This window comes from Frigoribacterium sp. Leaf415 (assembly GCF_001424645.1).
In the GTDB taxonomy this organism is placed as follows: Bacteria; Actinomycetota; Actinomycetes; order Actinomycetales; family Microbacteriaceae; genus Frigoribacterium.
Genome location: NZ_LMQR01000001.1, coordinates 687,991 through 702,537, shown reverse-complemented (window position 1 = coordinate 702,537; position 14,547 = coordinate 687,991). Strand labels below are relative to the sequence as shown.

The window sequence follows — 14,547 nt, the reverse complement described above, 5'->3', positions numbered from 1 at the left end:
CGCGGGGTCAGCGCGAGATGGCGCGTTGCACGACGAGGGCGGCCGCACCGATCGCGGCCGCGTCGCGCGGGTCCGTCGAGACCTCGACCCGGGTGGCGTGCACGCCTCGCGAGAACGCCGTGCGGGCCAGGGCCTCGACGGCGGCACGGGCGTAGATCGAGCCGGCCACGGCGACACCGGGGCCGCTCAGGACGACGCGGTCGAGGTCGAGCAGGTTGGCGAGCGTGACGACCCCCGCGGCGAGTTGGCCGGCCGCCCGGGTGACCAGGGCGTCGGACGCGACGTGACCGGCGATCGCCGCGCGGGCGAGCAAGTCGAAGTCCCGCGCGACCCCGCCCGACGCCCAGGTCAGGCCGAGGTCGTCGAACGCGGCGGCGTCGCGGTGCGCCCGGGCGACGACGGCCCCCGGCGACGCGGCGAGCTCGAGGCAGCCGCGGTTGCCGCAGTAGCAGGGCTCGCCGTCGAGGTCGATCGAGACGTGGCCGAGCTCGCCGGCGCCCGAACTGGCACCGCGGTGCAGGGCTCCGTCGAGCACGATGCCCGAGCCCACGCCCGTGCCGAGGTACACGCAGGCGAACGTCTCGGAGCGCGGCACCTGGCGGCTCCAGAACTCGCCGAGCGCTGCGGCGGCCGCGTCGTTGTCGACGATCACGGGCAGGCCGAGACGCAGGGCCAGCGCGGCGTGCAGACCGGCGTGGAGGGCGCTCTCGGTGGAGCGCGGGCCCGTGCGGACGCCGTGCGCGAGGGTCGCCCGCGGACCGACGACGGCCAGCCCGGCGACCGCGCCGCTCGCGAGACCGAGGCTGCCGACGACGTCGTGGAAGCCGTCCACGATGCGGACCGCGGCCGCCGTGACGTCGTCGGACGTGGCGGGGCCGGCGTCGACCTGCAGGCGGCCGACGACTCCCCCGCGCATGTCGGTGACGACGTAGGTGAGGGCGTCCTCCCCGATCTGGACGCCCATGCCGTAGACGGCCCGCGGGTTGATCTCGACCATCGTGCGGGGCTTGCCGCCGGTCGACGCCGCCCGACCGGTCTCGCGGACGAGTCCCTCGTCGAGCAGCCGCCGGACGATGGTCGAGATCGACGCCTGCGTCAGCCCACTGGCCTGGGCGAGCTCGACCCGGCTGATCGGGCCCGACGACCGCACGAGGTCGACGACGAGCTCGCGGCTCGTCTGCGGAGGGGTCGGGTCGGGGTCGCGGGTCACCACGGGCGTCGCTCCGACCTGTCGGGGGCTGTAGGTTCGGGCGCATGACCGACTCGATCGTCGACACCCGGGTGGCCCCTGCCGGGCCGGGCGACCGCCGTCGCGTCGGTCTCGCCCTCGTCCGCCCCGGCGAGATCTTGGGGGCGGAGCCGTTCTACCACGAACTGATCGCCGGCATCGAACGCGTGCTGCGCCCCCGGGGCCACACGCTGCTGCTGCAGGCCCTAGCCGACCGCGACGCCGAGCTGGCGGCCTACCGACGGTGGGCGACCTCGGGCGACTTCGGTGCGGTGGTGCTCGTCGACCTCACCGACGACGACCCGCGCCCCGCCCTGCTGCGCGAGCTCGGCCTGCCCGCGGTCGTGCTCGGCGACCCCGCGCTCTCGGGCGACCTGCCGGCCGTCTGGACCGGCGACGGCGTCGCCATGCGCGACACGGTGGCCGCGCTCGTGGCGGACGGGCACCGTCGACTGGCGCACGTGTCGGGCCCGGCGGCGCTGCTGCACACGCAGGTGAGGCAGGAGGCGCTGGTCGCCGCGAGTCGCGCCTCCTCGTCCGTCGTCGAGACCATCGAGGGCGACTACTCGTGGGACGCCGGCGCGGCCGCCCTCTCGCGTCTGCTCTCGGGGCCGACGCCGCCCACGGCCGTCGTCTTCGACAACGACCAGATGGCGCTCGGCGGGCTCGCCGCAGCGCAGCGACTCGGGGTCGACGTGCCGACGCAGCTGACGCTCGTCGCCTGGGACGACTCGTCGCAGTGCCAGTTGTCGACACCGTCGCTGTCGGCGGTCAGCCACGACGTGCAGCGCATCGGCGAGGTGGCGGCCGGCATGCTGCTCGCCGTGCTGGCAGGCGAGGGCGTGGCGTCGGTCGAGGCGCCGCCCGCGTCGCTCGTGCGGCGGGGGTCGTCGGGGCCCGCATCCTCCTGACCCCCGTCCGGGTGGTTCGAGGGTGGCTCGACATTCACCCTGCGCATTCTGGACAGATCGGTGGGGTTCTCTCAGCTTCTGGATAGGTTCGACGAGCGCGGGGAACCTGATCCGTGCTGCGTGTCTCACCCGGCACCGAGCCGTGGGCGGACAAGCGATGACGCTTGCACCACCGATCAAGAAAGCACTCACCACGTGATCACCAAGTTCTCATGGCGCCGTGCGGTGGCCGTCCCGGCCGTCGTCACGCTCGCCCTCGGAGGGGCCCTCCTCTCGACCACCGCCGCACAGGCCGTCGCGGGCGACCTCGTCGTCTCGAGCCCGGCCACCGGCGCCACCACGAACAGCCGCACCGTCACCGTCACCGGCAGCGCCACCCCCGGAGCGGCCATCGAGGTCTTCACCGACTCGACGGAGACCACCTCCCTCGGAACGGCCGCCGCCGACGCCACGTCCGGCGCCTACACCGCGGCGCTGACGCCCTACGCCGACGACGCGACTCCCGCGCAGTCCGTGTTCGTCGTCGAGTCGTTCCCCGACGAAGCGGACGAGACAGCGGCCGTCGACTTCTTCCTGCCCAACCTCGACGTCACGAGCCCCGAAGCCGGAGCCACGACCGCGTCCCGCACCGTCGAGGTGACCGGCACCGGCATCCCGACCGCCACGGTCAACCTGTCCCCGTCCGTCGGCGACGCCGTCATCGGCCAGATCAGCGTCGGCGCGGACCGCACCTGGACCGGGTCGGTCACCTTCCCGGCCGACGCCACCCCGGAGCAGACCATCACGGTCGACCAGGTCCTCGGCGGCAGCGGCCGCGGCCAGGTCGTCCTGCCCGTGGTCCTCCCCGCCGTCGTGACGCCCCCGACCACGCCGACCGCGCTCGACGCCCCGGTCATCACCGCGCCCACCCAGGGCTCGACCGTCACCGGCACCGAGGTCACCTTCGAGGGCACCGGCACCCCCGGCGCCGACATCGGACTCCTCGTCACTCCGACGGACACGGTCAGCACCCTCGCCGACGACCCGGCCGCGCGCATCGTCGTCGACGAGAACGGCGACTGGACCGTCACCGCGGCCCTCCAGCCCGGTGCCTACACCGCCGTCGCGCTCCAGGTCCTGCTCGACGCCGCCGGCCAACCCGTCCTCGACGAGAACGGCCTCCCCGTGGCCTCCGACGACTCGACCCCGGTCGACTTCACCCTCGAGGCCGCGGCCGTCGCCCTCGACGCCCCGGTCATCACCTCGCCCACCCAGGGTCAGGTCGTCGTCGGTGACCAGGTCACCTTCGAGGGCACCGGCACCCCCGGCTCGAACATCCTGCTCGCCGTCGTCCCGACGGACCAGCTCGACGAGCTCGAGGCCGCCGAGAACGGCCGGGCCGCCGCTGCTGCGGTCCCCGCCGACCCCGCCGACCCGATCGTCGTCGACGCCGCCGGCAACTGGACCGTCACCCTGGCCCTGACGCCAGACGACTACACGGCCGCCGCCGTGTCGTTCCTGCTCGGCGCCGACGGCCTGCCGGTGCTCGACGCCGCCGGTCAGCCGATCGTCTCGGCCCCGTCGGCCGACGTGGCGTTCAGCCTCGTCGCCGCCGTGACGCCCGCAGCCCTGCCCGCCACCCCGATCGCCGGCACCACGGGCCTGGCCTACACGGGTAGCGAGGGTACCGAGGCCGCCATCGGCATCGGCGCCGCCGTCCTGCTGCTCGGCTCGACGCTGATGGTCCTGGCTCGTCGCCGCGCGAAGCTCGCGACCAGCGACGTGGCCGGCGAGTAGCCACCCGCACCACGAGGACGGCCCCCGGCACTGCTTCGGCAGTGACGGGGGCCGTTCCGCGTCCGGCCGCACCCGCAGTCGCGGTCGCACCACCGATGTGGTGTCGAACCATCCATGTGCGTGGTTCGACACCACATCGGTGGTGCGACATGAGCGCCCGGTGTCAGGGCGCACAGGTGCGGGCGCGGGCGCGGAACGTACGGCCCGGACGCACGAACGCCCCCGCCTGATCAGGCGGGGGCGTTCGTGTTCGAGAGGGTGTGACGACGACCGGTGGTGGAGATGGGGGGAATTGAACCCCCGTCCATCGCTGAGATTGCACGCATTCTACGGGCGTAGCCAGATGAGGCGTTCTACTCGGCTCCGACCTTTGTTACTGGCTTCTAGGTCGACGAGCCCAGCCCGAGTGCAAGTCCCGTGTGACCCCCAGGCGTAGTCACACAGCAAGCCATCTTGATGACGTCAGGATCTGGTTAGAAGGCGGTCACCAGACTGACGGACTCCATGTGGCTCTACTGCTTACGCAGCGAGAGCGAAGTCAGTGCGCTTGTTATTGGCACTTATTGTTTTCCAGAGATCGTTTACGAGATAACCCTGGATCCTCGGCCCGCTTCTCGTTCGCACACAGGCGATGTCGAAACCGATCATCCCCATGAGGGGGCCGTCGTCACACGCTCTTGAATTACCAACGCACGTTTCCGTGCGGCCCATCAGTCTACGTCGTCGGACGCTCTCGCGCCACCGGTGACGACCCGACGCTCACTCCCCCAGGTGTTTGCGAGCCGACATGGCCGACTGAGCCTCGCGAGTCGCCGTGCGCTCGCGCAGCGTCTGGCGCTTGTCGTACTCGCGCTTGCCCTTCGCGAGGGCGATCTCGACCTTGGCCCGGCCGTCGCTGAAATAGATCTTGAGCGGCACGACCGTGAAGCCGCCCTCTTTGGTCTTCTGCCCGATCTTGTCGATCTCGTGGCGGTGCAGCAGCAGCTTGCGCTTGCGCCGGGGCGCGTGGTTGTTCCAGGTGCCCTCGGTGTACTCGGGGATGTGCACCGCGTCGAGCCACGCCTCGCCGGCGTCGACGAACGCGTACCCGTCGACCAGCGACGCGCGGCCCTGCCGCAACGACTTGACCTCGGTGCCGCTCAAGACGATGCCCGCCTCGTAGGTGGTGTCGATCGTGTAGTCGTGGCGCGCGCGGCGGTTCGTGGCCACGACCTTCTCACCGCGTTCTTTCGCCACGCTGGCCTCCTGGTCGTTCGGGTGGGGATGCTGCCGACAGGCAGCCGTTCAGTATACAGGAGACGTCGAATGACAAAAGCCTCGGCCGACCGCGCGGCGCCGGCGTGCACGCGGGCCATGAAGCCGCCGCCCACGATGCCGACGCGGAGGGGTTCGACCGGCACCGCGCCTCCTTCGCATGGTCAGCTCTTAGACCTTCAGGTAGCGCCTGATGGCGACGTTCGCACTGAGGGCCGCGAGCAGGATGCCGACGACGATGACGATCGGCACGACGAGGGCAGCGTCGCGCAGGCCGATGAACGGCGTGCCCTGGAAGGTCACCGCGAGGTAGCCCTTCACGAAGAAGTTCACGATCGCGATGATCGCCCCGCCGGCGAGCAACGATCCCACGAGGGCCGCGATCACCCCCTCGAGGATGAACGGCGTCTGGATGAACCGGTTGGACGCACCGACCAGGCGCATGATGCCGAGTTCTCGTCGGCGACTGAACGCGCTCAACCGGATGGTCGTGGCGATCAGCAGCACGGCCGCGATCAGCATGAGCGAGGCGATGCCGATCGCCGTGTAGCTCGCCGCATTCAGCACCGCGAAGATCGGGTCGAGGTAGCCGCGCTGGTCGACCACGCTCTGGACGCCGGCCAGGCTCGACAGACTCTCGGTGAGGACGTCGGACTGCGTGGGGTCCTTCAGGTTCACCCAGAAGGTCTCGTTGAGGTAGGCCGGCTGCACGAACTCGGTCGCCGGGCTGTCGGCGAACTGCTGCTTGAAGCGGTCGTAGGCCTGGGTCTGGTCCTCGAAGTAGAACTTGTCGACGTAGGGCGTCAGCACGTCGCTGTCGAGCTGGGCGCGGACACCGTCGATCTGGTCCTTCGTCGCCATCGCGCCGGTGCAGTTGCCGGTCGTGTCGGTGTCGGTGCAGAGGTAGACGGCGACCTGGGCCTTGTCGTACCAGTAGCCCTTCATCTGCGTGATCTGCATCTGCAAGAGGGCCGCGGTGCCGACGAAGGTCAGCGAGATGAACGTGACGAGCACGACCGAGACGACCATCGAGGCGTTGCGACGGAGGCCGCTGCCGACCTCGCTCATGACGAGTCCGAGTCTCATGCGTCGGCTCCTCTCGTGCTGAGGTCCTCGACCCCGATGGCCTGGATGGGCACCGCCTGGGTCTGGTAGCCGCCGTGGCGCTCGTCGCGGAGGATGTTGCCCGCGCTGAGCTCGATGACCCGGCGCTGCATCTGGTCGACGATGCCGGCGTCGTGCGTGGCCATGATGACCGTCGTGCCGCCGGCGTTGATGCGCTCGAGGAGGGTCATGATGCCGGCACTCGTCGAGGGGTCGAGGTTTCCGGTGGGCTCGTCGGCCAGCAGGATCGCCGGCTTGTTGACGATCGCGCGGGCGATCGCGACGCGCTGCTGCTCGCCGCCGGAGAGCTCGTGCGGCAGACGGTGCTGCTTGCCGACCAGGCCGACCATCTTGAGGACGTCGGGGACGGCCTCCTGGATGAAGCCCTTGCTCTTGCCGATGACCTGCAGGCTGAACGCGACGTTGTCGAAGACGTTCTTCTGCGGCAGCAGCCGGAAGTCCTGGAACACGACGCCGAGGTTGCGCCGGAAATACGGCACCTTGCGGCTCGAGAGGGTGCCGAGACGCTGGCCGAGGACGTGGATCTGCCCCTGCGACGGCTTCTCTTCCTTCAGCACGAGCCGCAGGAAGCTCGACTTGCCGGAGCCGCTCGCCCCGACGAGGAACACGAACTCGCCCTTGAGGATCTCGAGGGTGACGGCGTTCAGCGCGGGTCGGGGGTTGCCGACGTAGACCTTGGTGACTTCATCAAACCGAATCATGACGGGGATCACCCTAAGCGCGGTCCGCGACGATCACCGCAGCGACTCGCTGCGGCGAGGCGGCTATGGATGTGCTGGGAGCCGCCGGGCGGGCGGGGCCGGATCAGTCCTGGTCGTCGCGCTTGCGCCAGCGGATGCCCGCCGAGATGAAGCCGTCGAGGTCGCCGTCGAAGACGTTCGACGGGTTGTTGACCTCGTGCTCGCTGCGGAGGTCTTTGACCATCTGGTAGGGCGCCAGCACGTAGCTGCGGATCTGGTCGCCCCAGCTGGCGGTGATGTTGCCGGCCAGCTCTTTCTTCTTGGCGTTCTCGGCCTCTTTCTGCAGCAGCAGGAGGCGCGACTGCAGCACGCGCATGGCGGCGGCCCGGTTCTGGATCTGGCTCTTCTCGTTCTGCATCGAGACGACGGTGCCGGTGGGGATGTGCGTCAGGCGGACGGCCGAGTCGGTCGTGTTGACGCTCTGACCGCCGGGGCCCGACGACCGGAACACGTCGACGCGGATGTCGTTCTCGGGGATGTCGATCGACTCGGTCTCTTCCATCAGCGGGATGACCTCGACCGCGGCGAAGCTGGTCTGACGCTTGCCGGCGGCGCCGAACGGGCTCATGCGCACGAGCCGGTGCGTGCCGGCCTCGACGCTGAGCGTGCCGAACGCGTACGGGGCGTCGATCTCGAAGGTGGCGCTCTTGATGCCGGCCTCTTCGGCGTAGCTGGTGTCCATCACGGTGGCGGACATGCCGTGCTTCTCGGCGTAGCGCAGGTACATGCGCAGCAGCATCTCGGCGAAGTCGGCGGCGTCGACCCCGCCGGCCCCGGCGCGGATCGTGATGACGGCGGGGCGCGGGTCGTACTCGCCGTCGAGCAGCGTCTGCACCTCGAGGACGTCCATCATCTTCTGCAGCGCCTTGAGCTCGGCCTGCGCCTCGTCGGCGCTCTCTTGGTCGTCACCGTCGTTCGCCATCTCGACGAGCACCACGAGGTCGTCGAGTCGCGCCTCGGTGGTCTCGAGCTTCTCGAGCTCGGACTGCCGGTGGCTGAGCGCGCTGGTGACCTTCTGCGCGTTGTCGGTGTCGTCCCACAGGTCGGGGGCCGACGCCTGCTCGCTGAGCTCGGCGATCTCGGCGACGAGACGGTCTTGCCCGATCACCGCACGGATGTCTTCGAACGTGGCCCGGAGGGCGGCAATCTGCTCAGAGAAATCCAGTGCGATCATGGTCCCCGAGCTTACCCGGCCCGGGTGGGCCGGGCCTGCCCGTGCCTCGTACCGACAGACCGACGGTCAGCGCCGGGCGACGCCCGCTTCGCGCAGGGCCACGTCGGCGAGGCGTCGGACGACCGCGGGCTCCCCCGCACGCCAGTCGGCGACGGGGTCGGGCGACACGGCGAGGGCGGCCTTCGCGTCGCGGCCGGTCAGGGCCCGCAGCGCGAGCAGGTCCTCGCCGCCCGGCAGGGCGAGCAGCGAACGGACCGAGGAGGCGCGGCGCACGAACGCGATCCGCCCACGCAGCCAGACCCACAGCACCACGAGGCTCGGCACCCCGGCCACGACGAGTCCGGCGACCAGTGCCGCCCGGGCGACACCCTCCTGCTGCTGCCGTCCGGCGTCGGCCAGGGACTGTCCGGCGCCGCTGGCTCCGTCGAACGGTGCGCTGGCAGCACCGCCGACCAAGGGCAACCCCTCGAGTGCGCGCGACGCGTCCTGCATCGTGCCCTGGAAGCCGGCCCCCGCCTCCTCGAGCTGCCTGCCGAGGTCGGCGAACGAGCCGATGAAGGACGCGATGCTCACCCCGAGCACGACGAAGAGGACGACGAGGCCGATCGCGACCACGTCTCCGGTCACCTGGCGGGTACGGACGAGGGGCGAGGCCGAGTAGAGCTGCATGGGCCCAGTCTGACGCGACGGGGCCTGCGGGGCGCGACCCGCGCCTCGTCGGGTCCGTCGTCGCCGTCGCCGTCGCGGCGACTACCGGGGCACGGTGCTGACGGGTCCGACGCGGGAGGTCGCGAAGTCGACCGAGGTGACCGTCGTCGCGCCGGCCGACAGGGCCACCCGCAGCGCCCCCACCTGGTACGGGCTCGTCGACCACTTGTCGGCAGGCGCGGTGGTCACGACGCCACCGGGGTAGCCGGCCTGGTCGGGGCGCAGGTTGACGCGCAGCGACAGCACGGACGGCAGACGGGTGGTCAGGGTGCCCACCGCGGTCACGACCGGGGCGAGCGTGGTCGAGAGCGTGGTGCCCAGGGTCGTGATCGGGGTGACGAGGGCGCCCCGGACGAGTGTGGCGACGGACGCGAGCAGCGACCCGACCGAGCCGACGAGCGCCGAGAGCAGCGGGTTGAGCAGACCGCCGAGCAGGGTGGAGAGCGCCCCGCTCAGCACCCGCGTGTCGACCTTCGCCGTAGCGGTCGACGGGGACGCGAGCAGCTGGCCGAGCGATCCGCTCATCGTGACGTCGACGGCCAGCACGTCGACGGGCACGCCGAGCACCGTCGCCCTCAGCGTCACCGTCAACGCCACCGACAGCTGTGCCGCCGACACCGCGGACTGCAGCGCCGCCACGACCCGTTGCGTGAGGCCGTCGAGCATCGACCCGACCGTGGTCGTGACCGAGGTCATCGCCGCCGCGCTCAGCACGAGCTCGGTGTTCGGGGCGAGACCGTTCAGCCCGCCGGGCTGGCCGACCAGCTTGGCCAGGTCGACCGACACCACGCCGGTCGACGGGGTGATGGTGACCGTGCCGTCCGTGCTCGTGATCGACCCCGCGAGCACCGGGTCGACGGCCGACTGGAGGTTCAGTCCGGTCAGGGTGACCGAACCCGAGACCCCACCGAGGCTGAGCAGGTTCGTCAGGCCGTTGACCGTGGCGAGCACGCCGTCCCGGATGGTCCTCGAGATCGTGCCGTTGACGCCCGTCAACCCGGCGGCTGCCGTGTTCAGGCTCGTGACCGTGCTCGACACCTGGCCGGACAGCCCCGCCACCGCCGGGCTGCGCAGCTCGAGGCCAAGACCGGCGACGCCGTAGTCGCGGACGACCCCGGTCACGCCGCCGTCGCCCCAGATGCGGCTCTCCAGGGCCCGACACCCGTCGATCGTCGCGGTCGATGCCACCGCACCCACGGTCAGGTCGGCCCGGTCGAGCGCCGTCGTCGCGGGGAGGACCGAGGTGAGGCCGACGCGGGCCGGGCCGGGCAGTGCCGACGCGGGCGTCGTCGACGTCACGCCGAGAGCGCCCTGGTCGCTCACCAACCCCGTGGCGGCGGCCGCCGTGCCGGTCGGGGCGACCCGCGTGAACTGGTTCAGGGCTCCGGCCGACCCCGCCGGCAGGTTCGTGCCGAGCCCGGTCAGGTCGAGGCCGACGAGACCCGACCCCGCGCTCGCCGAGAGGGGATTGCGGAAGGTCGTCGTGCCTCCGGCGTCCGTGGTCGGGGCGGGCGACGTCGGCACCGCGGTGACGACGCCGGAGCGGGTGCGCGTCAGGTCCGCCCCGCGCACGGCCGCGACGGTGTCGAGGTCGGTGCCGGCCAGGCTGCCGCGCACGAAACGGCTGGACGCGGCGGCGGCGTACCCGGTGTCGGTGCCGCAGGTGAACTTCGTGGTGCCGACCAGCCCGTACGTGCGCTCGGAGTCGGTCCAGGCGGCGGTCGTCACGGGGGGCGGGGGCACGATGACGGCACCCACGACGGCGACGACGGACGCGACCGCGACGACGGCCCGGCGCGCGGTGAGGGCCGCGACGAGGCGAGCCGCACCCGTCGGGCGACGACGTCGGACGTGCACGCCGGTCACGAGGTCACCGCCCGGCGTCGTCCGCGGAGGTGCAGCGAGAGGCCGACGAGCAGGGCGCCGGCACCCGCGATCGCCGGGCCGAGCGAGAGGCCGCCGGTGAAGGCGAGGGAGCGCGGGGCGGCCACGCCGCTGAGGGTCACGCCGACGGGGCGTCCGTCGCCGGGGCGTCCGTCGTCCGAGCCGTTGATCGCGGGGCCGGGTGCCGCCTCGTCCGTCGCGTCGGGCCCGGGCTCCGCCGGGTCACCGGGCGTGGCGGTGACGGTGGGCTCGGGAGCGGGTTCAGCCGGGAGCGTCGCGACGGGGTCCAGGGCCGTCGCCGTGATGCCGACGCCCACTCGGGCGCTCCGCCCCATGGAGGAGGTGTCGTCTGCTGCGCGCCCCCCGGCGAGACCGAGACTGACGAGCACGAAGACCCGGCCCGTGCCCCCGACCGAACGCACCGGCCACGAGGGACTGCCGTCGACGAACGAGGAGGCGCGGGTCGGGGCGGTCACGATCCGCGCCCCGGTCGTGCAGAGCGGCGTCGTCTCGACCTGCTGCCACTCGACGTCGCAGGTCTCGACCCCCAACGTCAGTCCGGCCTCGTCGTCGACGAGCGAGCCCGAGCTGACGAGCTCGAGGCCGAGCGCCACCCGGTCGCCGGTCGTGACGTCGGTCGCGATCTGCCAGCGCCCGGGGGCCGCGGGGGCGATGTCCTCGGTGCCGACCAGTTCGTCGGCCAGCACGAGGTGGCCGTCGAGGCCGGTCTCGGGCACGGGCTCGAGGGCGCGGGCGGTGCCGGCCTGGACGGTGAGGGCACCGCCGAGCACGAACGCGGCCGTCCCGACGACGGCCAGCAGCGTCGGCGCGGTGCGGTGCCCGCGGGTCGCGGGTCCGCGGTGGGCACCGATCGCCGGGTCCACGGTGGTCCTCACCCTCGACGGGCGGCGCCGCGTCGTGTCGGCCAGAAGGCCAGCACGACGGCGGCACCGACGACGGCGACCGCCAGGCCTCGGGCCGGCGGGGTCGACATCGTCGTCAGGACGAAGCCGAGGCCCGGGGCCGAGGCGACGACGATCCGGGCGTCGCGCACGACGTAGGGATCGCGGTCGTCCGTGTCGTTGGCGTCGCCCCGCAGCACGAGGGATCGCGCGGCGGAGTCCCCGGGCACGGCGGTCGTCGAGACCACGCGGTGGGTCACGGGGACCTCGAAGCCGGGCCGGGGCACGGTCACCACGTCGCCTGGCCGCACGTCGGCCGCGGCGATCGCCCGCGTGACGACGGCACCGCCCGCGGGCACGGTGGGGCTCATCGAGCCGGTCAGGACGACCACGAGCGACAGGCCGAGGACCGTCGAGACGGCGAGCCAGAGCAGGCAGATCGCACCCACGAGGCCGACCACCGACAGCAGGACGGTGCTCGCGACGTCGACCGGGCGACGGCGCGGGCGACGGCCGGGGCGATCGCGACGATCTGTGCGATCGCGACGGTCCGCGCGGCGCGGCCCGGCCTCGGGGGCCGGGCGTCCCGCTCGGGGCCGGGTCACGGTGTCGACCATCGGTCGGTCCGTCACTCGACGCTGGTCGAGGCGAACTCCCACGCCGGGGCGGCGGTGCGGCCCTGCAGCGTCGAGCTCGCCGACGTCGCGGCACTCGCGGGCAGGGTCACCTCGAAGCAGTAGAACTGCGTGGTGCCGGCCGCGGCGGCGAGGCGCTGCGTCGCCGTGGCGCCCGTCGTCGAGAGCGCACCCGTGGCGATCGTCGTCGGCGCCGTGAACGCGGCGGCGGTGCAGGTCGGAGCGGCTCCCCCGGCCGTGACCTCGACCGTCGCGACCCGGACGGTCAAGGCGCTGAAGAGCGCACCCCCGGCGTCGGCCACGGTGATGCCGGTGGCCGGCACCGCGGCACGGACCTGCACGTCGGCGGGGACGGTCGTGGTGGTCGTGGTCCGCAGGGCCACGCCCGAGTAGACGCTCTCGCCCGGGCTCAGGGTCTGCGCCCCGGGCGTGAAGACGGTGCCGCGCCCCGGTGCGGTCTCGTAGTCGGAGAAGCCCGCCGTGTAGGGCGAGGTGACGCTCTGCTGGACCTCGAACGTGCCCGTGCCGATGCCGGGGCCGCCCGTGCCGTCGCCGGCGTAGACCCACTCGCTGTCGGTCCAGGCGGCGACCGTGTAACCGAGGCCGCCGACGACGAGGGCACCGCCGGCGGCGAGCGCCGCGATCTTGCGGAGACGACGTGGTCTCGGCGTGGCCCGGTCGAGCGTCGCCACGTCGTCGCGGGAGGCGTCGTCGCGAGGGGCGTCGGAGGCAGAGCTGTGCTGCGGCATGGTGGTGCTCCTGATCCGCGCTGCCTGGTGAGGGCGGCGCTCGGGTGGTGCGATGGACGCCCGTGGTGAGCGGGCGGCGTGCCGGGGTGCGGCGGCGGCGCGGGATGGTGGGGCCCTGCCGGTGAGACGTGCTCACGTGTGTTGACGACGAGTACACCACCCCCGCAAGGGGGCGACAACCCACCCGTTCGGGGGACGGGGCCGAGGTGCCCGTCCCGGGCGTCGGATCAGCGGGCGCCGAGCACCGGGGCCCGGTCGGCGTAGCCGGCCGTCGTGGCGCGCGCGACGGCCGTCGGCAGCGCCGCCAGCAGTGCGTCGACGTCGGCGTCGGTGCTCGTGTGCCCGATCGTCATGCGCAGCGCACCGCGGGCCGCGTCCGCAGGCAGGCCCATGCCGAGCAGCACGTGCGACGGCTCGGGGATGCCGGCCTGGCAGGCCGACCCGGTCGACACGCTGACGCCGGCGGCGTCGAGCAGGAACAGCAGCGAGTCGCCCTCGCAGCCGTCGAAGGTGAAGTGGGCGTTGCCGGGCAGCCGGTCGACGGGGTCGCCTCGCAGCACCGCGCCGGGCACCGTCGCCAGCACCCCGGCGATCAGTCGATCACGCAGCGGCTCGTAGGCCCCGTGCGGCTGCTCGGCCGCGACGGCGAAGGCGACGGCGGCCGGGGCGTCCTGCGTGCCCGAGCGCACCTGCCGCTGCTGGCCGCCGCCGTGGATCAGCGGCACGACGGTCGCGGAACGGGACAGCACGAGCGCGCCGATGCCGATGGGCCCGCCGATCTTGTGGGCGCTCACGCTGAGCGCCGCGAGCCCGGAGGCCGCGAAGTCGATCGGCACCTGCCCGTAGGCCGCGACGGCGTCCGAGTGCACCGGCACCCCGTGGGCCGCGGCGAGCGCCACGACCTCGTCGACGGGTTGCATCGTGCCGACCTCGTTGTTGGCCCAGAGCAGGCTGACGAGAGCCACGTCGTCGTGCTCGTCGAGGGCCGCCGCGAGGGCGTCGACGCGCAGCCGACCCTGCTCGTCGAGCGGCAGCCAGGTGACGACGGCGCCCTCGTACCGTTCGAGCCACTCGACGGTGTCGACGGTGGCGTGGTGCTCGCCGGCGGGGACGAGGAGGCGCGGGCGCGGTCGGTCGGACTGCCTCGCCCACCAGAGTCCCTTGATCGCGAGGTTGACCGCCTCGGTGCCGCCCGAGGTGAAGACGACCTCGATCGGGTCGCAGCCGAGGGTCGCGGCGACGCGTTCGCGCGCCTCTTCGAGGACGCGCTTGGCGTTCTGGCCGGCCGAGTGGATGGACGAGGGGTTGCCGACCGTGCCGAGCGCCTCGGCGTAGGCGGCGATGGCCGCCGGGTGCATCGGCGTGGTGGCCGCGTGGTCGAGGTAGACGCTCATGTTCGGGTCCTCAGGCTGGGTGGGGCGGTGAGGCTCGATGATTTCGGGGCCGACACGCGCCTCCTCT

The 14,547-nt window shown here is 72.6% G+C and carries 13 protein-coding genes and 1 other RNA gene; 2 read left to right on the top strand and 12 right to left on the bottom strand.

Annotated elements, in window-relative coordinates:
* Window positions 1-7: 7 nt before the first annotated feature.
* Complete coding sequence (locus ASG28_RS03275) at window positions 8-1,213, bottom strand: ROK family transcriptional regulator (protein WP_055971971.1); 1,206 nt, start codon at window positions 1,211-1,213, stop codon at window positions 8-10.
* 41 nt (window positions 1,214-1,254) lie between these two features.
* Here ASG28_RS03275 and ASG28_RS03270 point away from each other — a divergent pair, with 41 nt between their 5' ends.
* Together ASG28_RS03270 and ASG28_RS03265 are read left to right on the top strand one after the other, a co-directional pair.
* Window positions 1,255-2,139 carry a LacI family DNA-binding transcriptional regulator gene (locus tag ASG28_RS03270; protein WP_055971968.1) on the top strand — a complete coding sequence of 295 codons (885 nt, stop codon included), beginning with the start codon at window positions 1,255-1,257 and terminating at the stop codon, window positions 2,137-2,139.
* Between the two features lie 195 nt (window positions 2,140-2,334).
* Window positions 2,335-3,915: a hypothetical protein gene (locus tag ASG28_RS03265; protein ID WP_055971965.1), complete on the top strand. Its 1,581-nt coding sequence runs from the start codon at window positions 2,335-2,337 to the stop codon at window positions 3,913-3,915.
* A gap of 274 nt (window positions 3,916-4,189) precedes the next feature.
* On the opposite strand, the gene ssrA is transcribed toward ASG28_RS03265, so the two are convergent.
* The 11 genes from ssrA to ASG28_RS03215 all read right to left on the bottom strand — a co-directional run bounded on the left by ssrA (window position 4,190) and on the right by ASG28_RS03215 (window position 14,480).
* Window positions 4,190-4,567: a transfer-messenger RNA gene (gene ssrA / locus ASG28_RS15965) on the bottom strand.
* 107 nt (window positions 4,568-4,674) lie between these two features.
* The gene (gene smpB, locus ASG28_RS03260; RefSeq protein ID WP_055971963.1) at window positions 4,675-5,151 is read right to left on the bottom strand and encodes an SsrA-binding protein SmpB; all 477 of its coding nucleotides are present in this window, start codon (window positions 5,149-5,151) and stop codon (window positions 4,675-4,677) included.
* 189 nt (window positions 5,152-5,340) lie between these two features.
* Complete coding sequence (gene ftsX / locus ASG28_RS03255; protein WP_043593665.1) at window positions 5,341-6,255, bottom strand: permease-like cell division protein FtsX; 915 nt, start codon at window positions 6,253-6,255, stop codon at window positions 5,341-5,343.
* The gene (ftsE, locus tag ASG28_RS03250; protein WP_043593759.1) at window positions 6,252-6,995 is read right to left on the bottom strand and encodes a cell division ATP-binding protein FtsE; all 744 of its coding nucleotides are present in this window, start codon (window positions 6,993-6,995) and stop codon (window positions 6,252-6,254) included. Before ftsE ends, ftsX begins: the two co-directional genes overlap by 4 nt.
* A 103-nt stretch (window positions 6,996-7,098) precedes the next feature.
* Window positions 7,099-8,208 carry a peptide chain release factor 2 gene (gene prfB / locus ASG28_RS03245; RefSeq protein ID WP_043593664.1) on the bottom strand — a complete coding sequence of 370 codons (1,110 nt, stop codon included), beginning with the start codon at window positions 8,206-8,208 and terminating at the stop codon, window positions 7,099-7,101.
* A 66-nt stretch (window positions 8,209-8,274) separates the two neighbouring features.
* The gene (locus ASG28_RS03240) at window positions 8,275-8,877 is read right to left on the bottom strand and encodes a hypothetical protein (RefSeq protein ID WP_055971960.1); all 603 of its coding nucleotides are present in this window, start codon (window positions 8,875-8,877) and stop codon (window positions 8,275-8,277) included.
* A gap of 81 nt (window positions 8,878-8,958) precedes the next feature.
* Window positions 8,959-10,782: a choice-of-anchor G family protein gene (locus ASG28_RS03235; RefSeq protein ID WP_055971956.1), complete on the bottom strand. Its 1,824-nt coding sequence runs from the start codon at window positions 10,780-10,782 to the stop codon at window positions 8,959-8,961.
* Window positions 10,779-11,684, bottom strand: coding sequence for a hypothetical protein (locus ASG28_RS03230; RefSeq protein WP_055971953.1), 906 nt, complete (start codon window positions 11,682-11,684; stop codon window positions 10,779-10,781). The genes ASG28_RS03235 and ASG28_RS03230 overlap by 4 nt, the downstream gene beginning before the upstream one ends.
* 8 nt (window positions 11,685-11,692) lie before the next feature.
* Window positions 11,693-12,319: a signal peptidase I gene (locus ASG28_RS03225; RefSeq protein WP_055971950.1), complete on the bottom strand. Its 627-nt coding sequence runs from the start codon at window positions 12,317-12,319 to the stop codon at window positions 11,693-11,695.
* Window positions 12,320-12,330: 11 nt separating this feature from the next.
* Window positions 12,331-13,086 carry an acyl-CoA dehydrogenase gene (locus ASG28_RS03220; protein WP_235477501.1) on the bottom strand — a complete coding sequence of 252 codons (756 nt, stop codon included), beginning with the start codon at window positions 13,084-13,086 and terminating at the stop codon, window positions 12,331-12,333.
* A 227-nt stretch (window positions 13,087-13,313) separates the two neighbouring features.
* Window positions 13,314-14,480, bottom strand: a complete 1,167-nt coding sequence (locus tag ASG28_RS03215; protein ID WP_055971947.1) for a cysteine desulfurase family protein — start codon at window positions 14,478-14,480, stop codon at window positions 13,314-13,316.
* Between the last annotated feature and the right edge of the window lie 67 nt (window positions 14,481-14,547).

What these genes read in the sequence shown, in the direction of transcription:
- ASG28_RS03270 (WP_055971968.1), top strand. Translation starts at nt 1,255, where the DNA reads ATGACCGACTCGATCGTCGACACCCGGGTGGCCCCTGCCGGGCCGGGC.
- ftsE (WP_043593759.1), bottom strand. Translation starts at nt 6,995, where the DNA reads ATGATTCGGTTTGATGAAGTCACCAAGGTCTACGTCGGCAACCCCCGA.
- ASG28_RS03240 (WP_055971960.1), bottom strand. Translation starts at nt 8,877, where the DNA reads ATGCAGCTCTACTCGGCCTCGCCCCTCGTCCGTACCCGCCAGGTGACC.
- ASG28_RS03225 (WP_055971950.1), bottom strand. Translation starts at nt 12,319, where the DNA reads ATGGTCGACACCGTGACCCGGCCCCGAGCGGGACGCCCGGCCCCCGAG.
- ASG28_RS03220 (WP_235477501.1), bottom strand. Translation starts at nt 13,086, where the DNA reads ATGCCGCAGCACAGCTCTGCCTCCGACGCCCCTCGCGACGACGCCTCC.
- ftsX (WP_043593665.1), bottom strand. Translation starts at nt 6,255, where the DNA reads ATGAGACTCGGACTCGTCATGAGCGAGGTCGGCAGCGGCCTCCGTCGC.
- prfB (WP_043593664.1), bottom strand. Translation starts at nt 8,208, where the DNA reads ATGATCGCACTGGATTTCTCTGAGCAGATTGCCGCCCTCCGGGCCACG.
- ASG28_RS03215 (WP_055971947.1), bottom strand. Translation starts at nt 14,480, where the DNA reads ATGAGCGTCTACCTCGACCACGCGGCCACCACGCCGATGCACCCGGCG.